The 21992-nt window shown below is 71.6% G+C and carries 23 protein-coding genes; 15 read left to right on the top strand and 8 right to left on the bottom strand.

Going from position 1 to position 21992, the window contains the following annotated elements; all coding sequences use genetic code 11:
- The first annotated feature begins 144 nt into the window (after positions 1-144).
- A complete protein-coding gene (locus F1721_RS25355) occupies positions 145-1335 on the top strand; it encodes an alpha/beta hydrolase family protein (protein ID WP_150069278.1) in 1191 nt (396 codons plus the stop codon).
- A 97-nt stretch (positions 1336-1432) separates the two neighbouring features.
- Here F1721_RS25355 and F1721_RS25350 read toward each other — a convergent pair whose 3' ends face one another.
- On the bottom strand, positions 1433-1807 hold the full coding sequence (locus tag F1721_RS25350; protein ID WP_150069277.1) for a VOC family protein: 375 nt from the start codon (positions 1805-1807) through the stop codon (positions 1433-1435).
- A 126-nt stretch (positions 1808-1933) separates the two neighbouring features.
- On the opposite strand from F1721_RS25350, the gene F1721_RS25345 reads away from it, so the two are divergent.
- Positions 1934-2395: a DinB family protein gene (locus F1721_RS25345; RefSeq protein ID WP_150069332.1), complete on the top strand. Its 462-nt coding sequence runs from the start codon at positions 1934-1936 to the stop codon at positions 2393-2395.
- Between the two features lie 131 nt (positions 2396-2526).
- On the opposite strand, the gene F1721_RS25340 is transcribed toward F1721_RS25345, so the two are convergent.
- Complete coding sequence (locus F1721_RS25340; protein ID WP_150069276.1) at positions 2527-2730, bottom strand: DUF397 domain-containing protein; 204 nt, start codon at positions 2728-2730, stop codon at positions 2527-2529.
- A 20-nt stretch (positions 2731-2750) separates the two neighbouring features.
- Complete coding sequence (locus F1721_RS25335; protein ID WP_150069275.1) at positions 2751-3614, bottom strand: helix-turn-helix domain-containing protein; 864 nt, start codon at positions 3612-3614, stop codon at positions 2751-2753.
- A 187-nt stretch (positions 3615-3801) separates the two neighbouring features.
- On the opposite strand from F1721_RS25335, the gene F1721_RS25330 reads away from it, so the two are divergent.
- Together F1721_RS25330 and F1721_RS25325 are read left to right on the top strand one after the other, a co-directional pair.
- A complete protein-coding gene (locus F1721_RS25330; RefSeq protein WP_211840615.1) occupies positions 3802-4050 on the top strand; it encodes an HC3 family zinc finger protein in 249 nt (82 codons plus the stop codon).
- A complete protein-coding gene (locus tag F1721_RS25325) occupies positions 4050-4334 on the top strand; it encodes a hypothetical protein (protein WP_150069274.1) in 285 nt (94 codons plus the stop codon). The genes F1721_RS25330 and F1721_RS25325 overlap by 1 nt, the downstream gene beginning before the upstream one ends.
- Positions 4335-4403: 69 nt before the next feature.
- Here F1721_RS25325 and F1721_RS25320 read toward each other — a convergent pair whose 3' ends face one another.
- Positions 4404-4748, bottom strand: a complete 345-nt coding sequence (locus F1721_RS25320; RefSeq protein ID WP_150069273.1) for an MDR/zinc-dependent alcohol dehydrogenase-like family protein — start codon at positions 4746-4748, stop codon at positions 4404-4406.
- On the opposite strand from F1721_RS25320, the gene F1721_RS34545 reads away from it, so the two are divergent.
- Complete coding sequence (locus tag F1721_RS34545) at positions 4734-4892, top strand: hypothetical protein (RefSeq protein WP_170301597.1); 159 nt, start codon at positions 4734-4736, stop codon at positions 4890-4892. The two genes, F1721_RS25320 and F1721_RS34545, sit on opposite strands and share 15 nt — an antisense overlap.
- Positions 4893-4955: 63 nt before the next feature.
- On the opposite strand, the gene F1721_RS25315 is transcribed toward F1721_RS34545, so the two are convergent.
- Positions 4956-5804 carry a helix-turn-helix transcriptional regulator gene (locus F1721_RS25315; RefSeq protein ID WP_150069272.1) on the bottom strand — a complete coding sequence of 283 codons (849 nt, stop codon included), beginning with the start codon at positions 5802-5804 and terminating at the stop codon, positions 4956-4958.
- A 101-nt stretch (positions 5805-5905) separates the two neighbouring features.
- On the opposite strand from F1721_RS25315, the gene F1721_RS25310 reads away from it, so the two are divergent.
- Complete coding sequence (locus tag F1721_RS25310) at positions 5906-6445, top strand: YceI family protein (RefSeq protein WP_150069271.1); 540 nt, start codon at positions 5906-5908, stop codon at positions 6443-6445.
- Positions 6446-6467: 22 nt separating this feature from the next.
- Here the strand turns inward: F1721_RS25310 and F1721_RS25305 are convergent, their stop codons facing one another.
- Positions 6468-7616 carry a trans-sulfuration enzyme family protein gene (locus tag F1721_RS25305; RefSeq protein WP_211840614.1) on the bottom strand — a complete coding sequence of 383 codons (1149 nt, stop codon included), beginning with the start codon at positions 7614-7616 and terminating at the stop codon, positions 6468-6470.
- Positions 7617-8142: 526 nt separating this feature from the next.
- Here F1721_RS25305 and F1721_RS25300 point away from each other — a divergent pair.
- The 4 genes from F1721_RS25300 to F1721_RS25285 all read left to right on the top strand — a co-directional run bounded on the left by F1721_RS25300 (position 8143) and on the right by F1721_RS25285 (position 11264).
- A complete protein-coding gene (locus tag F1721_RS25300; protein WP_150069269.1) occupies positions 8143-8700 on the top strand; it encodes a M23 family metallopeptidase in 558 nt (185 codons plus the stop codon).
- Between the two features lie 237 nt (positions 8701-8937).
- Positions 8938-9750, top strand: a complete 813-nt coding sequence (locus F1721_RS25295; RefSeq protein WP_150069268.1) for a DUF4231 domain-containing protein — start codon at positions 8938-8940, stop codon at positions 9748-9750.
- Between the two features lie 163 nt (positions 9751-9913).
- Complete coding sequence (locus tag F1721_RS34850; RefSeq protein WP_195141848.1) at positions 9914-10669, top strand: hypothetical protein; 756 nt, start codon at positions 9914-9916, stop codon at positions 10667-10669.
- Between the two features lie 334 nt (positions 10670-11003).
- A complete protein-coding gene (locus tag F1721_RS25285; RefSeq protein ID WP_150069267.1) occupies positions 11004-11264 on the top strand; it encodes a hypothetical protein in 261 nt (86 codons plus the stop codon).
- A 197-nt stretch (positions 11265-11461) separates the two neighbouring features.
- Here the strand turns inward: F1721_RS25285 and F1721_RS25280 are convergent, their stop codons facing one another.
- Entirely contained in the window at positions 11462-12082 is a 621-nt protein-coding gene (locus F1721_RS25280) for a TetR/AcrR family transcriptional regulator (RefSeq protein ID WP_246155299.1), read from the bottom strand.
- A 140-nt stretch (positions 12083-12222) separates the two neighbouring features.
- Between F1721_RS25280 and F1721_RS25275 the strand changes: the two genes are divergently transcribed.
- Positions 12223-13182, top strand: coding sequence for a quinone oxidoreductase family protein (locus F1721_RS25275; protein ID WP_150069265.1), 960 nt, complete (start codon positions 12223-12225; stop codon positions 13180-13182).
- A gap of 250 nt (positions 13183-13432) precedes the next feature.
- Positions 13433-15046 (top strand): MDR family MFS transporter, encoded by a 1614-nt coding sequence (locus F1721_RS25270; protein WP_150069264.1) that lies wholly within the window; start codon positions 13433-13435, stop codon positions 15044-15046.
- A 136-nt stretch (positions 15047-15182) separates the two neighbouring features.
- Here the strand turns inward: F1721_RS25270 and F1721_RS25265 are convergent, their stop codons facing one another.
- Positions 15183-15671 (bottom strand): inorganic diphosphatase, encoded by a 489-nt coding sequence (locus F1721_RS25265; RefSeq protein WP_150069263.1) that lies wholly within the window; start codon positions 15669-15671, stop codon positions 15183-15185.
- Between the two features lie 329 nt (positions 15672-16000).
- Between F1721_RS25265 and dacB the strand changes: the two genes are divergently transcribed.
- From dacB to tilS, 3 genes are all read left to right on the top strand, one after another.
- Positions 16001-19669: a D-alanyl-D-alanine carboxypeptidase/D-alanyl-D-alanine endopeptidase gene (gene dacB, locus F1721_RS25260; protein ID WP_150069262.1), complete on the top strand. Its 3669-nt coding sequence runs from the start codon at positions 16001-16003 to the stop codon at positions 19667-19669.
- Between the two features lie 58 nt (positions 19670-19727).
- On the top strand, positions 19728-20846 hold the full coding sequence (locus tag F1721_RS25255; protein WP_150069261.1) for a zinc-dependent metalloprotease: 1119 nt from the start codon (positions 19728-19730) through the stop codon (positions 20844-20846).
- Between the two features lie 143 nt (positions 20847-20989).
- Positions 20990-21976, top strand: coding sequence for a tRNA lysidine(34) synthetase TilS (gene tilS, locus F1721_RS25250; RefSeq protein ID WP_150069260.1), 987 nt, complete (start codon positions 20990-20992; stop codon positions 21974-21976).
- The last annotated feature ends 16 nt before the right edge of the window (positions 21977-21992 follow it).

Raw genomic sequence — 21992 nt, 5'->3', positions numbered from 1 at the left:
CCGGGATCGACACCGCTGCCGAAGAAAATTCTGCTGAGCCGATCCTGCCAGGTCGCAGGCGGTTTTCCGGGCCGAACAGCTTCCGCACGGCTTCTTCGCGGGTTCTTGACGAGCGGCCGCGATCATCGGTTCGGGAGGTCGGTGATGAAGGTTTCCACGGCGGCAGCAGGTGCGGTGCTCGCCGCATCGGTGCTGGTCACGAATGCTGTTGCGGCACCGGACGACGTGCGGGTTTCGGCGTACGACCTCGGGGACCAGGCGTTCACGCCTCCGGCTCCGTACGAGGGGAAGTCCGAACTGGCCGCGGTGGTGCGCTATCCCGCGAAGCTCAGCGGGAAGCACCCGGTGATCGTGATGCAGCACGGTTCTTGGACGACCTGCGCGGACGCTCCGGCGCAGCGCAGGTTGGTCGAGGCCAAGGAGGCGCTGGCGGAGGCCGAGCAGACCGGTGACGAGGCCGAGCAGGCCCGGCAGCGGGCGATCATCGATGAGGCGAGCGGGCGGTTGTGGGCTTGGCCGTGCCCGGTGGGCGTGGCGCCGCTGCGCAGCAGCTCCGGCTACGACTACCTGGCCGAGGAGCTCGCGCGGCAGGGGTTCGTCGTGGTGTCCACCGGCGCGAACGGGCTCAACGCGACCGGGTTCGGGCAGGCCGAGACCGTCTACCGGGCGCGTGCCGCGCTCATGAACAAGCACCTGGAGATGCTGCGGCAGCTCGACACGGGCACCGGGCCGCTGGTCGGCGACCTCGCGCGCCTGCGGGGGCACTTGGACCTCCATCGGGTCGGCACCCTCGGCCACTCAATGGGCGGTGGCGGTGCGTTGCAGCAGGTTTCCGACCAGCGGCACGGCGAATGGCCCGCGGGTGTCGAGGTCAAGGCGACGGTGGCGTTCGCCCCGGCCGCGCCGCTGGACGCCGAGCCGGTCACCGAGGTCCCGTTCGCGGTCCTGCGGGGGACGTGCGACCAGGTCAACACCGGGGAGTACTTCAGGTGGAACCGGGACCGCAACCACGTCCCCATCTACAACTTCACGCTGACCGGCGGCAACCACAACTACTTCAACACCCAGTGGTCCCCGAGCAGCGGTCAGGTGGCCTCGGCGGACGACGCGATCCCCGGCGAGCAGCCCGGCCACTGCGTCAGCACGGACGGTGCGAACGAGGAGCACCGCCAGCTCGACGAGGCCACCGAGCGGCGCATCGCGACCGGCTACACCGTCGCGTTCTTCCGCCGCCACCTCCTGGACGACCGCTCCGCGATCCCGCTGCTGACCGGCGGCGAACGGCTGCCGGGTGTGCCGAACGTGGTGCAGGTGGAGTTCGCCGATTCGCACTGAGAGCCGGTCTGCGGGAGTGGTTCGCCACCGTTCAGGTCCACCACCTGCGGAAATGGTGCCCGCGGCGGTGGGCCCCGGTCTGTTCTCCGGGCAGGGCTCAGGCGGTGCGCTCGGCGGCGCTGCGCTCCACGCAGAACTCGTTGCCCTCCGGGTCCAGCAGGGTGACCCAGCCGAGTCCGTCCGGTTTCCGGTGGTCCTCGTGCAGGGTCGCGCCGAGGGCGAGGATGCGCTCCACCTCCTCGTCCCGGGTCCGCTCGGTGGGCATCCAGTCCAGGTGGATGCGGTTCTTGACCCGCTTGCTTTCGGGGACCCGGATGAACAGCAGCCCCGGCTGCGGCTCCGGGGCCACCACCAGGACTTCGGGGTCGCCGGGCTGGTCGCCGTCGAAGAGCGGCCAGCCGGTCACCCCGCTCCAGAACGAGGCCAGCCGGTACGGATCGGCGCAGTCGACGGTCACGTGGCGGAGGAGCATCGGTCCACCGTAGTCGGCGGAAAACCTGTTGTGCGGGCGATTCGAGCAGCACGATGATCGGCGGACGAGCAGAGGAGGAACGTCGTGGAGCGGAATGCACCGCCGGTCGTCGGTGCCGAGCGGGAGATGCTGCGGGGATACCTGGACTTCCACCGCGCAACGCTGGCGATGAAGTGCGAGGGCCTCGGCGACGACGAGCTCCGGCGCGCGGCGAGCCCGCCGTCGACGCTGTCGCTGCTCGGGCTGGTCCGGCACATGGCCGAGGTGGAGCGCACGTGGTTCCGCCGCACCATCAACGCCGAGCACGACCTCCCGCTGGTCTGGTCGGACGACGGCGACTACCAGGCGGCGTACGACCCGAGCGGTTCGACCCGCGAGCAGGCCTTCGCGGCCTGGCAGGAGGAGGTCGAGCACTCCCGGCGGATCGAGCGCGCGGCGGAATCGCTGGACGTGACGGCCTACAACGCCCGCTGGGACAAGGACGTGTCCCTGCGCATGGTGATGCTCCACCTGATCCACGAGTACGCCCGCCACAACGGCCACGCGGACCTCATCCGAGAAGCCATCGACGGCACCGTCGGAGCCTGAGCTTCAGCTGACGAGGCATCGACGTCCCACCACGTCGACCAGCCTCCGAGCGGTCGTGAGTGCGTAACAGTGTTCGAACACTGTTACGCACTCACGACCGAGCGCGAACCACCATTACCGCACGTGGACCGTTACTTCTGCAGGAGGTGACTGGTGAACGAGGCCCACTGCTCGGGGGTGAAGATGAGTGTGCCGCCGTTGCGGTTTTTGGTGTCGCGCACGCCGACCGCATCGGTCGTCACCGCGACCTCGACGCAGTGGGCGTTATCGGCACTGCGGCTCGACTTCCGCCAGCGTGCGTCGGATAAGCAGCTAGATGTGCGGAAAATGCTCATGTTCCAACAGTAGGCCGCGCTCACAGGTTGCTGGAAGCCTTCCTGATCAGCTCGAACGATTCTTCTCGGCTGAGTGAGGCCGACGTCGCGCCAGCGAGTGCGATGGAGTACTCGCGGATCGTGGTTGCGTCTGAGGTGAGCAGGGTGGACGTGATCGATTCTTGCCAGAGGACGCTCGGCAGTTCTTCGTCGGGGAACCCCAGCAGGAAGAAGGCTGAGCCGCCCAACGCGTCATATGCAGCAGCTTCGAACGGGACGATTCGCACCTCGATCGTTTCGGGGCGCTCATCGATGAGCGTCGCCAGGTGCTCGAGCTGCCCTTTCAGAACGTGGGTTCCGCCGATCTGCTGCCGGATCACTGCTTCGCTCATGATCGCGTAGAACCGCACGGGGTCGTCATCTGTCAGGCGGCGCTGCCTGAACAAGCGGCAGCGCAGTCGCCTGTCGGTCTCGGCAAGGCGCAGGTTGGGGCTGCCGGACTCGATGATCGCCCTCGCGTACTCCTCGGTCTGGAGCATTCCCGCGACGATGTTGCAGGCATAGGAGTGGATGCGCTCGGCGCCGTACTCCAGGCCAAAGAGCCGGATCAGGTCCGGGTTGGCGAAGAGTGTCGAGTACTTGGTCCACCAGCCGCGTTCTGTTGCTTGTTCGCGGAATCGGCGGAGTTCTTCTGCTTCTTCGTCGGTGAAGCCGTAGACCTTGATCAGGGCGTCGAGTCGGTCCGCTGCCAGGTTCTTCTTGCCGTGCTCGACCTCGGACAGGTAGGCGCCTGCGATGCCGATCTGCTTCGCGGCCTCACCACCGGTGAGGCCGACGTCCTCCCGCTTCTCGCGCAGCCGCAGGCCGAGTGCCCAGTTGGCGACGGTCGGGGAGCTTGGCGCCATGTCTGATCTCCCTGTGTCGATCACTCTTCAGATTGATTGCGCTAGATAAATATCCCAGGAGCTTCTAGCGTTGCTGCTGTCGGTGACGATAGCAGCACGGTCGGTCACCGTCTGGCGGTGGCTCCGGTGTTTGCCCCCTCCCCGACGGCCGGGGCCACCGCTTTCCCTTCGGCAGTCAGGAGATGCGATGCACGACATGTTCCAGCCAGCGGGTTTGGTCGCGTACTGGCGGCCGGTTGACGGTGTGCGGCACGGGTTGTTGCCGACGGAGCCGCCGTATCCCGGGCAGGAGCGGGAAACCCTGTGCGGCACGACGGTGACCGTCCTCAAGCCGACCGACCTCGACTGGCTCGCCCCGACCTGCGGGCCGTGCTGGGACGAGGCCCGACGCCGCCGCGACGCAGCGGAGGCCGCGAGCGAGGCAGGTGCGCAGTGATGACACCGGTTTTCGCCCTGGTGCAAGCGCCGACCAGTTCGCTGGTCGCGCTCATCGCGATCGCGGTCCTGGTCGCGATCGTCGCCTTGCTGCCGCTGCGCAGCGGAAACGGCCAGCACGCGCATGCCGGCCCGGGAGCGGTGATGGTGTGGCAACTCGTCGACGCGATAGCCGCTGAAGCCCGAAAACCCGAATCGCCACCCCACCAGCCGCCGGAACCCATCGCCTGGCCGCCGGAAGAAGAGGAGGAGTACACGGGTCGCCACCGGCTGCTTTCGGTGTAAGAGCTCCGGGGCGCGTTCTCCTGCGTCAGGCCCGTGAGTGGTTTGCGGGGTTATAGCAACAGAAACCACTCACGGGCCCTGACCTGACCACAACCTGCGGGAACGCGTGCTGGGGCGCTTACGCGATCTCCAGGACGTCACCGAGCGGTCGTGCCTGCCGAAGTCGCCGAACATCGCGCCGTACGGGAAGTGCTCGGCCTCGCCCGCCGAGTGCCCGATCGCGACCAGCGTGCCGCCCACGGCGAGGCGGTCGTGCGCCGCGACCAGCTGCGCGCCGCCGACCATGTCGAGCACGCCGTCCACCTCGTCCGATTCGGACGGATCCGAGACGACGCGGTGCGCACCGAGGGCGCGCAGGCCGTCGCCGTGCGCGGCCGGGTTCCCGGTGGAGGCGGTGACGTGCGCGCCGCCCATCCGGTCGCGATCGCCGCGTTCCACCGCGCGCTGGAGCTGTGGTTGCAGGCGGACCCGCACACCCGCGACGGCCTCGCCGACTGCGTTCGGCAGGTGTTCGACGCCGTTCCCGGGGTGCTGGAGGTCTCGGTACGCCCGGCCTGAGCGCCGATGCCCCGGCGCAAGGCGTCAAGGGCCTTGCTCACCAGGCAGAACGGGGTGCCGAGGTCAGACGGCGCGCAGGGCGCCGGGGTGGCGGCCGTTGAGCCGGTCGAGCGCGCGGGACGTGGATTCGTCGCCCGGTACGTAGACGATCAGGCGCTGGGAGTCGAGCCCGGCCACGTCCATGATCTCGAAGTCCAGCCGCAGCTCGCCGACCTCCGGGTGCACCCACCGCTCGGAACCCGAGCGCAGCGCCGGGGTGGGCGACCTGCGGAACCGGTCGGTGAACTCGGGGCCCACCGCGGACAGCTCCGCGACGAGCTGCGCGGAGTGCGGGTCCTGCTCGTGGGAGCCGAGCTTGAGGTGATTCGCCTGCGCGTCCGCGAGGAGCTCCCAATCCGGGTGCGCCTCGCGGGCGCGGGGGTCGGTGAACAGGTAGCGCGGCAGGTTCGGGGGATCCCCGTCCAGGACACCGAGCGGGCCCGCGAGCCGCAGGTAACCGGCGGTGTGGGCGAGCACGTCGCCGATCCGGTTGACCACCAGCGCCGGGGTCGGCTCGAGCCGGTCGAGGACCGCGCGCACCCCCGCCCGCACCTGCTGCACCGGGGGTTCGGCCACGCTCGGGCACAGCGCGGTCGGCTTGTTGTGGCCGAGGATCACCCACAGCTGCTCGCGGTCGGCCGATGACAGCCGCAGCGCCCCCACCAGGGCGGACACCACTTCCGCCGACGGGTGGCGGTCGCGGCCCTGCTCCAGCCGGGTCAGGTACTCGACGCTGATCCCGGCCAGGGTGGCGAGCTCGGAGCACCGCAGTCCGGGCGTGCGCCGCCGCGACCCGGTGGGCAGGCCCACATCCGCGGGCTGCAGGGCTTCGCGGCGGGCCCGCAGGAAGTCGCCGAACTCGTTCTCGCGCACGCCCCGAATCTAATCCCGGCCGCCGCGCTCAGGGTGGCCCTGGGAGGGCCAGTCTCCGCGCGGCCTCCCCACCGGCGGACGCGGCCAGCAGGGTTGTCGGCATGACCAGTCAGACCAATGCACTCCCGCTCATCGCAGGCCGCTGGGCGCTCGACCCGCTGCACTCCTCGGTCGGGTTCGCCATCCGGCACCTCGGGGTGTCGAAGGTGCGCGGCCGGTTCACCGCGTTCGACGCCGAGCTCGTGGTCGGCGAGACGCTGGCGGACAGCGCGATCACCGCGAAGGTCGAGCTCGCCTCCATCGACACCGGCAACGCCGACCGCGACGCGCACGTGCTCGCCCCCGACCTGCTCGACGTCGAGAAGCGCCCGACCCTGTCCTTCCGCTCCACCGAGATCAGCGGCGGGGGCGAGGACTGGAGCCTGGACGGCGAGCTCACCATCGGCGAGGTGACCCGGCCGATCAGCTTCGCCGTGGAGTTCGGCGGGGTCCAGGACGTCTTCGACGGCAGTCGGCACGCCGGGTTCGAGGCCACCGGGCAGATCCGGCGCAGCGACTTCGGCATCGGGTTCGGCCCCGCTGAGGCCCTGCTCGGCGACGTGGTCAAGATCCAGCTGGACGTGCAGTTCGTCGAGCCGTGACGGTTTCGCGCGGAACCGGCGGTCAGATTCGGGACAGCGCCCGGGTGAAGTCCGCGATCAGGTCCTCGGTGTGCTCGATGCCGACGCTGATGCGCACCAGGTCGTCGGTGATGCCGAGGGCCTCGCGTGCTTCGCGGCTCATGCCCGCGTGCGAGGTCGCGGCCGGGCGCGTGATGAGCGACTCCACGCCGCCGAGACTCGGTGCGTCGTAAGGGATTTCCAGTGCGTCGATCAGCGCTCGGGCCGCCGCCTCGCCGCCTGCGAGCCGCACGCTGAGCATGCCGCCGAAGCCGCTGAACAGCTCGGCGGCGTGCGCGTGGTCCGGGTGCGAGGCCAGGCCGGGGTAGTTCACCTCGCGGATTTCCGGTCGTGCGGCGAGGAATTCGGCCAGTGCCGAGGCGCTCGCGTTCTGCGCCCCGACGCGCAGCGCCAGCGTCTTCAGCCCGCGCGCCAGCAGGAATCCGGCGTGCGGGTCCAGGCTGCCGCCGAAGTGGTTCGCGGTGGTCCGGGCGCGCTCCACGTGCTCGGCGCGGCCGGTGATCGCGCCCGCGACGATGTCGGAGTGGCCGTTGAGGTACTTCGTCGCGCTGTGCAGGACCAGGTCGAAGCCGATCTCGGCCGGGCGGAAGTTCACCGGCGTGGCGAAGGTGTTGTCGATCAGGCTGACCAGCCCGTTGCGCCGCGCGAACTCGGCCACCTCGCGCAGCTTCCCGACCCGCATCAGCGGATTCGCGATGCTCTCCACCAGGATCGCCCGGGTGTTGGGCCGGGCCGCCCAGGTCTCCGGGCGCTGCGGGTCGATGAACGTGACGTCCCAACCGAAATCGGCCGCGTGCTCGGTCAGGAAGTCGTGCGTGCCGCCGTAGAGGCAGTTGCCGACCAGCAGGTGGTCACCGGTGCGCAGCACGCTGTGCAGCGCCGTCGTGATGGCCGCCATGCCCGACGCGGTGGCCAGCGCGGCTTCGGTGCCCTCCAGCGCGGCCAGCTTGTCGTGCAGGTAGGCCTGGGACGGGGTGGAGTTCAGCCGGATGTAGCTGAGGTCGTGGTAGGCGGTGCCGGGCGGTACCGAGTAGACCGTGCTCTGGTAGATCGGGAACACCACGGCGCCGTCCGGCCCCGGGCGCCGCTCGCCGCCGTGCACCGCCACCGTCTCGATCCGCGACTCGCCCACCGCAACCTCCATCCGCTCGGCTGCCGCCACCCTAGGTTCGCGATCACCCGCGCGGTACCCGCCGTGATCGCTCGCGGTAGCGGGAGCCTCCGGATATCGCCCGGTCGAGTGAAAACTGTCGGGTTGAGGGGGCGTGCCGGGGCTGCGGGCCTGTTCTAACTCGATCGGGTGAGATCCGTCGGAGCGGAGGGGTGAATCCGGGGCCGTCCGGCGGGTCGGCACCGTCCGTGAGGAGCGGAACGGTCTTCGGATTCCGCGCCGGTCCGGTTCACCGATAATCGCGACCACTGTGGACTCTCGGTGTTCGCCGCGGTTTCTTGTGGCGGACTTCCGGAGTCGTCCGGTCGAGGCGCGCGGAAATCGCCGCCGCTCATGCCATCGGGCCATTCCGGAATGCATTCCCGGAGCGCCTCGGCTGGAATCTCCCCGGGCCGCCCCGCGCCGAATCGAACGGAATTCGGCGCGCCTGCGCCAATTCAGCCCGGCCACCGCCCGGTGCGGCGGATGGCGGGAGGAGTGGAATCCGATGGCAATTCGAGAGAGGACCGCGCTCGGCGGTCTCGCCGTCCTGTTCGCGGCCAGCATCGCGTGCGCGGCCGCCGACCTGTCCGCCGCCGTCGCGCCACCCGGCGCCGCGGCCCACTTCGCCGCCGAGTTCGCTGCTCCGCGGCCTGCACCGGCCCCGGCACCGGACGAGGAGTGGGTTGCGCCGACCGACGGCGAGATCAGCAGCGGCTTCGGCGAGCGGTGGGGGGAGGTGCACCGCGGCGTCGACGTGGCCAACGACGTGGGCACCCCGATCCGGGCCGCTTCGGCGGGGGTCGTCATCGATTTCGGCCCGGCGAGCGGATACGGCCTGTGGATCAGGATCGCGCACCCGGACGACGTCATTTCCACCTACGGCCACATCGACGCCGGATTCGTGTCGGTCGGGCAATCGGTGCGGGCGGGGGAGGTCATCGCGACGATGGGCGACCGCGGCCAATCCACCGGACCCCACCTGCACTTCCAGATCGACGTCGCCGGGGAACCGGTCGACCCGGTGCAGTTCTACGCGGAGCGGTCCGCCGAACTGGTCGGCTGACCCGGGTGACCACCCCGCCGCGCGCGCTGTCACAGTGGCAGGTCCGGAGCCGGTCGCGCCGCCACCCGCTGTTATCACTGCGGAGTATCGCGCGGCGATCGACCGCCGAACCCAGCGGCGATCACCCGGCGCAGCCGGAAGTGGTCCGGAAGGCCGAGCAGACCATCACCCTCCTGGCCGATTGTCGTGGTGCTCCGGAAGCTACTTCGATCGCACTAACGCGCTGGAAGGATAGTGATGGAGCGAGTGGACACGGCTGGGATCGTCGGTGGCGGAGTGCTCCCCGGGGACCACCGCCCGGCGGACTGGGAACGCCGGATCGCCGAGCGCTCCGAGCAGCTCTACCGAGCCCGGATGGTCCAGCGGCTGCTGCTGCTCTGGGCGGTGCCGGGCAACCTGCTGCTGGTCGTCCTCGGAGCGGTCGCGCTGGCGTTATGGGGGATCGCGGTACCTGCTGCGGTGGTGTTCGTGCTGGCGATCGCCTCGATCGCGGTGGCGGCGAACTTCGTCTACCGGCAGCACTTTAAGGTTCGCGCGGTGGAGTCAGAACTGCGTGCGCTGGAGCACGGCTACCGCGAGCACCTGCTGGAAGAACTGGGGACCGGGGACCTGCTGGCGGCGCACAAGCGCTACCGGGCGCAGCTCCCGGAGCTGGTCGAGCGCTACCGCGGCGAGGCCCGGCGCGACCGGTGGAAGGACAACGCCCTGCAGACGGTGGTGGTGGGCGGCTCGATAGTGGCCGCAGTCGTCACCGCGACCGCGATGTCCGTTGTGGACGTTCGCTGGGTGGCCGCGGCGCTGAGCCTGCTGGTCGCGGTGTGCGCGGCCTTCGCCGGGTACGCGAAGTACCGGGACCGCGCGCAGGCGCTGCAGCAGACCGCGGACGCGCTGGAGCGGGAGTACGAGTCCGTGGAGCTGCGGGTCGGCCGGTACCGCCGGTTCGACGGCGAGCGCGAGGCGTACGCGGAGTTCGCCGATGCGGTGGACGCGCTGCGGGCCGAGCAGGCGCGGCGGTTGCCGTCGGCATCGATCGACGCGCCCGGTCAGTAGTCGCGGCCCCACGGCATCGCTCGAAAGTGGGGCGCAGGACCGGGAATTCAGTGACCGAGCGTGTGCATTTCCCACTTATGTGATCGCTGAATAGTGGAGGGTGATCCTTCCGTAATCTCCGCCGCGGCACAGGAAGTCGGCCTGTGCAGAGAGGAGCATTGCGATGAAGCGCACCCTTACGGCCGCGGCCGCTGTGCTGGTCAGCGGCGCCGGTGCCGTCGGCCTGGCCACCACCGCGAACGCCGCCGAAACCCCGCAGCTGCCCGCCGAACTGCCCACGGACAACGGCCTGGCGCAGACCGCGTACCACACCGCGGCCACCCTGCACTCCGCGCAGAAGACCGTCGGTGACGTGGTCCCGCTGGAGGAGCAGCTCACCGGCCGCAGCGCCGACCCGGTCGGCGACCTCGCGGGTGGCCTCACGGGCGGGCTGCCGACCGGCGACCTGCTCGGTGCGGTGACCGGTGCTGCGGGCGGCAAGTCCCTCGACCCGAGCGCGCTCGGCGGCCTCCCGGTCGACCAGGTCGGCCAGGTCCTCCCGGTCGGGCAGACCCTGCCCGCGGGCAAGAGCGGCACCAACGACCTGCTGCCCCCCGGTGTGGACTCGTCGCTGAACCAGATGCAGCCCAGCGTCCCGCAGACCAAGCCCGCGCCGCTGCCCGCGCAGGACGTCGACCTGGTCGGCGAGACCGTCAACGGCGTCGTGGACAGCACCCCGCTGGGCCGCACCGGCGACCTGCTGGGCGCCGCCGACGGTGCGACCGGCGTGGTCGGCGACCTGACCGGCGGCCTGCCGCAGACCCTCCCGGTCGGCAAGGCGACCCCGGCCGCCCAGGTCCTCCCGCCCGGCGTCGGCGACAAGGTCAACGACCTGGCCTCCCACGGCCTCCTCGGCGGCAACACCCAGCTGGGCGGCTGACCGGACGCCCCACCCGCACCGGAAAGCAGGAAGACCGAGGGAAACCCCGAAACCCGCGCAGTCCCAACAGATGAGCGCGGCGGTCGCACCGGTAGCGCCCCCGAACAAGGACACCCGATGGCCCTCGCGGAACCCGCGAGGGCCATCGGCATGCTTGCCCCCCGGCTCGAACTCCACTGTGGACCAGAACGGCGATTTGCCGGAAATCCCCGAACTCCCGGTGTCCGACTGGGCTGAACGCGTGAACCAGGACTGGGCTGAACGGGTGGAACCGCCTCGTCCGGCATCATGGAACCGGCGCTCGCGCATTCCCTCCGCGACGGGAGGAGGCGCGATGTTGTGGTCGATGGCGGTGGTGGTCGCGGCGGGGTTGGCGCTCGCCGTTCCCGGGGTGCGCAGGTACTTGCGCCGACGTCGGGCGGTGGCCCGCGCGCGGACCGAGCTGGCCTGGTTCTACCAGCAGCGCCCGCCGCGCGAGCGGTTCACGCCGGGCAGCGGCAAGCACGCTTCGACCGTGCCGGTCGTGGTGCTGCGGCGCGCCGACGGCACGACGCTGGGGCGGGTGCCGAGGTGTATTGACCACAAGCGTTGTTGACGGGACCGCGCTGCGCGTGTGCGCTCACCGGCTCCGGAGCTGAGGTGACGGCGCCGGACCTGCTCGGTCGTGGTGCGGTGAGGTTTCCCCTCGGTCTCGTCCCGCTGGGGATTGAGGGTGCGCTGCTGGCCAAGACCTCGCCTTTCGGCGCCCGGGGTGGTGTCCCGGGGGCTCGGGAGTTGTGTCGGTACGTCGGCTCAGCGTCCTGCTCGCCCGCCGTGGGGTGGTAGGCCGAGCAGGGGTAGCCAGACGGTGTCCACGATCTCGACGATCGCCTTGTCCGGCACTGCGCCCATGGTCATCAGCATGTCGTGGCGCACCAGGTCGAAGGGCAGGTTCACCACGCGTTCGGGCCGCGGCACGTCCGCGAGCTCGCCGCGCTCGATGGCGCGGTCGACGAGCGTCGCGAAGGGGGACGTCTGGTCCGCGGGGTGGAGGCGGCTGCGCAGGTCGCTGAAGTTGGTGCCGGTCTCGCGGAAGTAGTCCGCCAGCTGGATGCGCATGAGGATCATCGTGCGGGCCCGCTCGGCGTTCACCGTGCGCAGGAGGGTGAGGGCGTCCTGGCGCAGGTTGCCGGTGTCAGGGATGTCGAGTGGGCGCCAGTGCCGGGCGAGTGTGGCGATGAGGAGGTCCTCGCGCTGCGGCCAGCGCCGGTAGAGCACCGGTTTGCTGGTTCCGGCGCGCACTGCGATGGCCTCGTAGGTGAAGCCGTTGTAGCCCTGCTCGACGAGCACCTCCCAGGCGGCATCGGTGATCGCGTTCTCCAGGGCGGCACCCCTGCGCCGGGTGGGAGTGCCCTCCGCGCGCCGCTCGCTCACCACTGCCCCCAGGGTCCATCTCCGCAGCATTCAGCCGTGCGGTTAGATCCGCTTGCGTATCTTAACCTGCGGCCTTACCCTCGCCATCATAAGATACTAGACCGTTTCTAAAAGGTGTGCGACCAGGTAGGGAAATGCGCATGTCCATGATCAACGCCGCGCTTGTGGAGTCCTTCGACGAGCCGCCGCACTTCCGCTCCATCCCTGCCCCCGAGGCTGGTCCCGGCCAGGAGATGGTGGACGTCCTCGCCGTCGGAGTGCACCCCGCCACCCGCGGCATTGCCGCCGGCAAGCACTACACGAGTCCCGAGGTGCTGCCCGCCCTGGCGGGTGCGGACGCCGTCGTCCGCCGGGCGGACGGCCGCCTCGGCTACGTCATGGTCATGGGCGCCGGCACCCTGGCCGAGCGCATCGTCATCGACCCGGCCGCCGTCATCCCGGTCCCGGACGGAGCTGATCCCGCAACCCTGGCCGCCACCATGAACCCCGCCCTGTCCTCATGGGGTGCGTTGCGCACCCGCGTCCCGTTCCAGGCCGGGCAGTCGGTCCTGGTGCACGGCGCGACCGGCAACGCCGGCTCGATGGCCGTCAAGGTCGCCAAGCACCTCGGCGCGGGGCGAGTGATCGCCGCCGGGCGCAACCGCACCCGCCTCGACGAACTCGTGGACCAGGGCGCGGACGCCGTCGTTCAGCTCGTCCCCGACGAGGCCGCCACCGCGGCCGCGCTCGCCGAGGTCGCCGCAGAGGTCGACGTGGTCCTGGACTACGTGTGGGGGGCGCCCACCGAGCTCGCCATGCGTGCCGTCCTCGGAGCGCGCACCCAGCACACCCGCCTGCTCGACTGGGTGCAGATCGGTGGCATGGGCGGAGACGCGATCACCCTGTCCGGACACGCTCTGCGCTCCAACGCGTTCCGGATCCTGGGCAGCGGCTTCGGCTCGGTGGACATGCAGGTCATGCAGCGGGAGTTCACCGAGCTCGTCGCCGCGATCGCCGCGGGCGGCATGGCCGTGCGCCCGCATCCGTTCCCGCTCGACCAGGTCGAAACGGCCTGGGCCCACCAGGACGCACCCGGCGAGCGCACCGTCATCCTCCTGTGACGCGCGCGCCGGCAGCTGCCCGGCCCGATGCCCGGGCGCTGGCGGGCGTGCTCGACCGCCCACCTGCGGGCCGATGGCCGAGGCCGCGCTGAAGTGGCCCAGCGCACAGGGAACGAAGTTGCCTCGCCGATGTCCGCGGTGGATATTGGTCCCCGGGCACTAGTTGAGTGCTGCAAGCAAATTTCTGGGGATTCCGGGCGCCGCAGCGCCCCAGCCGGACGCGCGCACCGGCTTCGAACGAGGAGAACAGATGTCGGACACGGCTGCGCCGTCCACGCGGACGCCGGGATCCGCGCTCAGCCACCGCCAGATCCTGACCGTGCTCACCGGCCTCCTGCTGGGGATGTTCCTGGGGGCGCTCGACCAGACCATCGTCAGCTCCGCGATCCGGGTGATCGCCGACGAGCTGCACGGCCAGACCGCGCAGGCGTGGGTCACCACCGCGTACCTGATCGCCGCGACCATCACGACCCCGCTGTACGGCAAGCTCTCCGACATCTACGGCCGGAGACCGCTGTACCTGACCGCGATCTCGCTGTTCCTGGCCGGATCGCTGCTGTGCGGCATGGCGAACTCGATCTACGAGCTGGCCGCCTTCCGCGCGGTCCAGGGGCTCGGCGGCGGTGGCCTCATGTCGCTGGCGCTGACGATCATCTCGGACATGGTCCCGCCCCGGCAGCGCAGCCGCTACCAGGGCTACTTCATGGCGACCTTCGGCAGTGCGAGCGTGATCGGCCCGGTGGTCGGCGGGATGTTCGCCGGGATGGACAGCTTCCTGGGCGTCGACGGGTGGCGCTGGGTGTTCCTGGTGAACGTGCCGGTCGGGCTGGTCGCGCTGGCCGTGGTGACGAAGGTGCTCAAGGTCGCCACCGAGCGCGTCCAGCACCGCATCGACTTCCTGGGCGCGGCGGCGCTGGTGGTGCTGCTGGTGCCGCTGCTGACCGTCGCCGAGCAGGGGCGGGAGTGGGGCTGGCTGTCGCCGCTCGCGCTGACCATGTTCGGCATCGGGGCGCTGGGCCTGGTGCTGTTCGTGCTCGCCGAGCGCCGGATGGGGGCGGAGGCGCTGCTGCCGCTGCGGATGTTCCGGCTGCCGTCGTTCCGGATGGGCAACGTCCTGAACTTCCTGGTCGGCATCGGGATGTTCGGCGGGCTGAGCTCGGTGCCGCTGTACCTGCAGATCGTCAAGGGCCTGAACCCGACCGAGGCGGGCCTGATGCTGCTGCCGATGACCGCCGGGATCATGATCTCCAGCGGGCTGGTGGGCAAGCTGATCGCCCGCACCGGCCGGTTGAAGGTGTTCCCGATCGCCGGCTCGGCCCTGATGGCCGCCGCGCTGTTCCTGTTCAGCCTGATCGAGGTGGACACCTCGCTGGTCCAGGTGGGCGCGACGGCGCTGCTGATGGGCGGCGGGCTCGGCATGCTGATGCAGACCCTGACCCTGGTGGTGCAGACCGACGCGACCCCGCGCGACCTGGGGGTGGCGACGGCGTCGGTGAACCTCTTCCGCCAGACCGGCGGCACGGTGGGCGCGGCGGCCTTCCTGTCGATCCTGTTCAGCACGGTCGGCGGCCGCATCGCGGACGCGATGCGCGCGGCGGCGTCGACGCCGGACTTCGCCGCGGCGGCCCAGGACCCGGCGGTGCGGGCGGACCCGGCGAACCGGGCCTTCCTGGAGGCGGTGTCCAGCGGCCGACCGCTGGACCTGAACGACACGTCGTTCCTGCACCACCTGGACCCCCGGCTGGCGCACCCGGTCCTGGAGGGCTTCGCCAGCGCGATGAGCACGGTGTTCTTCACCGGCGGCTGCGTCGTGGTGGTGGCCTTCGCGCTGACCTGGTTCCTCCGCGACGTCCGCCTGGACTGACGGGCTCCACAGAGTTGTCCACAGAACCACCTGGTTGTCCCCAACCCTGTGGACAACTCCGGAGTCCCAGGTCACCAGGGCGTGAAAAAGCCCTCCGCGCGTGGTTGCGGGGAGGGCTCGTTCGGGGAGCGGAAGTTCAGTGACCCTGCTCCTTGGCCCGTTCGTACGAGCGCTTGATCTCCGCTTCGGCCTCCGTGCGGCCGACCCACGTCGCGCCCTCCACGCTCTTGCCCGGCTCCAGATCCTTGTACACCTCGAAGAAGTGCTGGATCTCCAGCTTGTAGAACTCGGCGAGGTGGTGGATGTCGCGGAGGTGCTCCTGCCGCGGGTCGTCGGACGGCACGCAGATGACCTTGTCGTCGCCGCCCTTCTCGTCCCGCATCCGGAACATGCCGATGGCGCGGGACTTGATCAGGCAGCCGGGGAAGGTCGGCTCCTGCACCAGCACCAGCGCGTCCAACGGGTCGCCGTCCTCGCCGAGGGTGTCCTCGATGAACCCGTAGTCGGCCGGGTACTGGGTGGCGGTGAACAGCGTGCGGTCGAGGCGGATCCGCCCCGTCTCGTGGTCCACCTCGTACTTGTTCCGGTTCCCCTTGGGGATCTCGATCGTGACGTCGAAGTCCACGCGGTTCCTCACTCGTCTTGCGTCGGATGCAGCCGCCCGCTCCGGCGCGCGGCCACGTCTAGTGTGGACCACGGCAGCGCACCGAGCCCCACCGCAGTGCGGGAGCTCGCAATCTGGCAGGCTGGCGTTCCGTCGAGGAGGAGCACGTGCCCGAACCCCAGAACAACCGGGGTGAGGTGGCCGAAACCGGCGCTCGGGCGTCGTCGCCGAACAGCGGGAGCTCAGGCCGCACCGTTGCGCCGCCGCCGGACCGACCTGCGGAAGCACCCGCCCCGGAGGCGTCGGACACCACCCCACCAGAGACCGACCGAACCGCGGATGCCGATGCCGTGACCTCGGAGAACGCCGAGCCGACCGCGGAGGCCGCGGACGCGGCCGAGACGAAGCGCACAACCGCGGCGTCGAAGCGCGTGTCGGGCGCGCTGGTCGACCCGAGCACCGACGCCGAGGAGGCGGAGACGGCCCGCCTGGGGACCGTCGAGCGGGAGCCGGAGGAGGCCGAGACCGCGCGGCTGGGGACCGTCGAGCGCGAGGAGCCGGGCAGCGGCACCGAGGCCAGCGCCTCGAAGCGCGTCGCGGGCAACCTCGAGGACGCGCCGGAGGAAGCGCCCGCCGAGCAGGACGGTGCCGATTCGGGCTCCGCTGCCGAGAACGACGACGCGGCCACTGCCGAGCAGGACGACGAGGACTCCACCGCCGAGTCCGAGACGGCCGACGACGCCGAGGCTGAAGCTGGTGAGGACGCATCCGCGACCGGCACCGATGATCCGGAGCAGCCCGCGGCCGACGCCGATCAGGAGGACGGGACCGGCAGCGCCGAGGAGTCCACCACCGTTGAACCGGCGGAGTCCGAGGCGAGCGCTGGCCGAGAAGCTTCTGACGCCGGGAGCAGCGCGGACGAGCCCGAAGCCGAGGTCAGCGCTCCTGCGGGAGGTGCGGCGACCGGGAACTCCGGGCGCGTGACCGGAACCGTCGACCTCGACGAGACCGCCGAGCAGGGCCCGTCCGACGAGCCGGAGGAGCCCGCCGAGCAGCCGGACGACGCGGGTTCCAGCGGCGAAGAGTCCTCGTCCGACGAGCAGGACAGCGCGAGCTCCGCCGAAAGCACCGAGTCCGGCGACGGGGCCTCGGCTGACGTAGACGCGGGCTCCACCGGGAGTTCCGAGGACAGCGAGAGCTCCGGCGCGGATGAGCCGGAGAGCAGCGACGAGCAGGCCGAGGCCAGCGCGGACGACCAGTCGGCAGCTGACGAGGGCGAGGCGGAGCAGCCCGCGGCTGAAGCTGCGGAGGCGTCGACGAAGCCCGAGGCGGACGAGGACCAGGAGGTGTCCTGGCCGTCGGCTGAGGACAAGTCGTCCGACGACGAGCCGGGAGACCCCGATGTCGGGTCGTCCGCGGTCGAGGCCGGTTCGAGCGAGCCGATCGCCACGGACCCGGCCGAGCAGGGGACTCCGGACAACGCGGCAGCACCGGTTGCTCCGGCGACGACTGATCAGGCGGCTTCCGAGGAGTCGACCGGGTCGGCCGAGGCGGCGCCGACGGAGGCTGATCAGGCGGTTGCGGAGGACTCGGCCGGGTCGGCCGGGGCCGCGCCGACGGAGGCTGATCAGGCGGTTGCGGAGGACTCGGCCGGATCGGCCGGGGCCGCGCCGACTGAGATTGAGCAGGCGGTTGCGGAGAAGTCGACCGGGGCTGCACCGACGGAGGCTGATCAGGCGGCTGCGGAGGACTCGGCCGAATCGGCCGGGGCCGCACCGGCCGCGACTGAGCAGGCGGCTTCCGAGGAGTCGACCGGGTCGGGCGAGGCTGCACCGGGTGAGGCTGATCAAGCGGTTGAGGAGGACTCGACCGCCACGGCACCAGCTGAGCCTGAGCAAGCCGTTGAGGATGATTCGACCGGACCTGTCGCTCTGCCGGAGACCGCGGCTGAGCAGGAGGCCGAGGAGGACTCCACCGGGCCGGTCACGCCGCCCGCTGCGGCCGAGCAGCCGGTCGCTCCGGCGCCGACCGCTGTCGAGCAGACCCAGCAGTTCCGGCCGATCACCGACGCGCCGCCGGTCGGCGGCGTCGAGCAGACGCAGCAGATCAGCCGGGTCGAGGCCGCCGAGCTCGGGCGGGGCGACACCGCGCCGGAGATCCCGCGGGTCGAGACCGGGCAGCAGCCGGTCGACGCCACCCAGCAGATCTCGAAGGTGCCCGCCGAGACGGAGGTGGAGCGGACCACCCGGATCGAGCTCTCCGACCTGGCGGACCTGCGCAAACCCGCCGACCAGGGACCGGCGACGCAGCGGATCCCGGTGGTCCCGCCGGTGGAACCGGCCGAGCGGACCCAGCAGTTCGCCCGCCCGGACTTCGACGGACCGCGCCCGGCCTCCGCCGCCGACTTCGCCGGGCTCACCGCCCCCGCGGCGTCCCCGGGGGACTTCGCCGGGCTCACCGCTCCGCACGCCAAGCCGTCGCAGGGGCTGACCCCGCCACCCACCGCCTCACCCGAGGACTTCGCCGGGCTCACCGGCCGGGCGCAGCCCCAGCGCATCGACCCGCCGCCCCCGGCGGACTTCGCCGGTCGGGCGCAGCCGCAGCAGATCCCGCCCACCGACCAGCCCCCGGTCGCCGCGCCCCCGAAGCGGAGCCGCAAGGGGCTCATCGCGGTCGCGGTGGTGGTCGTCGTGCTGCTCGGCGCGGGCATCGGCTTCGGCCCGCAGCTGGTCGACGCGGTGATGAAGGCGCAGATCGCCGACCCGCCGCCGCCCGTCCGGCTCGACCCGTCGATCAAGCCGCTCGCCCAGGACGCGCCGCGCCCCACCAGGTCGGGGCTCGACGCGGCGCTCGCCGGTCCGCTGAGCAACCCCGCGCTGGGCACCCTCGCCGGGCTCGTGACGGACGCGCGGACCGGTGAGGTGCTGTGGGAGCAGGACTCGGCGCACCCGCTGGTCCCGGCCTCGACCGGCAAGCTGCTCGCGATGAGCGCGGCGCTGCTCGTCCTCGACCACGACCAGCGGCTGACCACCAAGGTGGTGCGCGGCAGCGAGCCGGGCAGCGTGGTCCTGGTCGGCGGCGGGGACGTGACGCTGTCCACGCTGCCGCCCGGCGAGGAGTCGGTGTACCCGGGGGCCGCCCGGTTCGACGACCTGGTCCAGCAGGTGCGGGCCGCGACCGGCGGGAACGTGACCTCGGTGCAGGTCGACACCAGCCGGTACGCCGGACCCGACCTCGCGCCGGGCTGGCTGCCGGGGGACGTGCGCGCCGGGATGATGGCGCCGATGGAGCCGGTGATGCTCAACGGCGGCCGGGACGACCCGAAGGTGGACTACAGCCCGCGGACCGAGCAACCGGCGATGCAGGCCGCGCAGCGGCTGGCCGCCGGTCTCGGCGCGACGCAGGTCTCCGAGGGCAGGGCGCCGCAGAACGCGGAGGTCCTCGGCCAGGTGCAGTCGCCGACGGTGCAGGAGATGGTCGACACCGCGATGCTGCACTCGGACAACATGCTCGCCGAGGTCCTCGCGCACGAGGTGGCCGTCGCCACCGGCGGGGAGCCGTCGTTCGCGGGGTCGTGGAAGGCCGTGCACGACGTGCTCGTCAAGCACGGCTTCGACCTCAGCGGCACCTCGATGGCCGACGGCAGCGGGTTGTCGGTGGACGACAAGGCCACCCCCAAGCTGCTCGCCCAGCTGCTGTCCACCGCGACCACCCCGGCCAGCCCGGAGGGCGGGCTGCCCCCGGACTCGGCGAAGCTGCGGGGCCTGCTGTCCGGCCTGCCGGTGGCGGGCGGTTCCGGCAGCCTGCAGAACCGCTACGGCGACAACGACGGCCGCGGCTGGGTGCGGGCGAAGACCGGCACCCTCGACGGGGTGAACAGCCTGGCGGGCACGGTCGTCACGGAGGACGGCAGGCTGCTGGTGTTCGCCCTGATGTCCAACGGCCCGAGCACGCCGGACGAGGGGCGCAAGGCGCTGGACGCGGTGACCGAAGCGCTGCGCACCTGCGGCTGCCGCTGACGCACCGCGCGGGAAGAGGTCGCAGACAGGGCCCCGGGCAGCGGGTACGGTCGGTCGTGTGAACGCCCGACCTTCCACCCTGCCGACCCCGGGTTCGGGCGCGGCCGGGGGGCACCGGCCGCTGGACTGGAACGTCGCCGTCGCCACCGCCGTCCGGCTGATGAAGCCGGGCCCCGAGGTGCCGCGCGAGGACGCCGAGCAGGCGGTCCGCGCGCTGCGGCGGTTCAGCGTCGAAGCCGAGAGCCACGTCCGCGACCTGACCGGGCTCGGCCAGGACCTGCCGATCATCCCGGGCGACGTGGTGGACCGGCCGTCCTGGGTGCGCGGCGCCGCGAACGGCCTGGCCGCCCTGACCGACGCGGCGCTCACGTCGGCCGACGCCCGGATGCAGCGCGTCGACGACCTCTTCGGCGGGTTGAGCGCGCGCAGCGCCGGGGTGCAGGCCGGGCTCGTGCTCGCCTACCTCGGCGGCAAGGTGCTGGGGCAGTTCGACCCGTACGGCGAGTCCGGGGTGGCCGGGCAGCGGGGCCGGTTGCTGCTGGTGGCGCCGAACATCGTCGCTGCGCAGCGCTCCCTCGGCGTCCCGGCCGAGGACTTCTGGATGTGGGTGTGCCTGCACGAGTCCACGCACCGCCTGCAGTTCAACGCGGTGCCGTGGCTGCGCGAGCACTTCACCGAGAGCCTGGGCGTCCTGCTCGCGGAGATGGAGGGCACCACCGGTGAGCTGCTGAGCAGGCTGCCGACGGTCCTGCGGGAGGCCCGCGCGGCCCGCTCCGGCGACTCCAGCCCGGGCATGCTCGGCGTGATCGAGCTGCTGCAAACGCCCCAGCAGCGCCTCGCGCTGGACCGGATCATCGCGATCTCCACCCTGCTGGAGGGCCACGCGGACCACGTGATGGACGCGGTGGGCCCGCGCGTGGTGCCGAGCGTGGCGACGATCCGCCGCCGCTTCACCGAGCGCCGCAAGGGCGGCGGCCTGCTGGACCGCATCCTGCGCAGCCTGCTGGGCGTGGACGCGAAGATCCGCCAGTACGCCCAGGGCGCGGCCTTCACCCGCCACGTGGTCGACGAGGTGGGCATGACCGGCTTCAACGCCGTCTGGACCGCCCCGGACCACCTGCCCACCCGGGCCGAGATCTCCGACCCCGCCGCCTGGATCCGCCGCATCCACGGTTGACGCTGGTCAACGCCCGTGAGCGCTTTGTGGTGCACAAGCGCCGCAAAACGCTCACGCCCCCTGACGACTCACCCGGACGGGTGAAATCGGCTCCGCGCGGCTCCGCCGCACGCCCTCCCGCCGCCGGGCGGGAGAATGGCGGCGTGCCGCCGCCTCCCGCCGTCAGCGCCGTCCGCGGCGCCGTCCGGCGCTTGCTCGGCTCCGCCGAGGCCGCGCCGTTCCGGGGCGCTCCGCTGGTCGTCGCGTGCTCCGGGGGCGCGGACTCGCTGGCGCTCGCCGCTGCCGCCTCGCACGCCGCCCGCCGCGCGGGCGTCGCGCTGCACGGCCTCGTGGTGGACCACGGGCTCCAGGTCGGCTCCGCCGACGTCGCCGCGCGCGCCGCCCAGCAGCTCGCCGAGCTCGGGGCCGTCGCCGAGGTGGTCCGGGTCCAGGTCGGCAGCTCCGGCGGGCCGGAGGCCGCCGCCCGCCGCGCGCGCTACCGGGTGCTGCGCGAGCGCCGTCCGCCCGGTTCGCTGGTGCTGCTCGGGCACACCCTCGACGACCAGGCCGAATCCGTGCTGCTCGGGTTGGGGCGGGGTTCGGGCGCGCGGTCGATCGCGGGGATGCGGCCGCTGGATCCGCCGTGGGCGCGGCCGTTCCTGGGCGTGCGGCGGGAGACCACCGAGGCGGCTTGCCGGGAGCTCGGGCTCGATCCCTGGCGGGATCCGCACAACGCCGATGCCCGGTTCACCCGTGTGCGGTTGCGCACAGAAGTTCTTCCGCTGATGGAAGAAGTCCTGCAAGGTGGTGTTCACGAGGCGTTGGCCCGGACCGCGCAGCAGCTGCGGGAGGACGCCGACGCGCTGGACGCGGTGGCCGCCGCCGAACGCCGTCGGGTCGAGGTCGGGGAGGGGCTGGATGCCTTGGCGCTGAAGGAGATTCCCGCCGCAGTGCGGCGCCGGGTGCTCAAGGCGTGGCTGCTCGACCGCGGCGTGCCGGAGCTGTCCGACGCGCACCTGCGGGCGGCCGACGCGCTGCTCGCGGACTGGCGCGGGCAGGGCGGGCCGAGGTTGCCGGGCGACTTTGTGCTTCGTCGCGCGCATGGCACGCTTCAAGTCGAAGCGGCGGGTCGCAAGCCGCCGAATGGCTGATGGGCGACGCGTTGTC

The sequence above is a fragment of the Saccharopolyspora hirsuta genome (assembly GCF_008630535.1).
Lineage (GTDB): Bacteria > Actinomycetota > Actinomycetes > Mycobacteriales > Pseudonocardiaceae > Saccharopolyspora > Saccharopolyspora hirsuta.
Note: the sequence above shows the minus strand (reverse complement) of the source record. Positions and strands in the feature narration are given on the sequence as shown.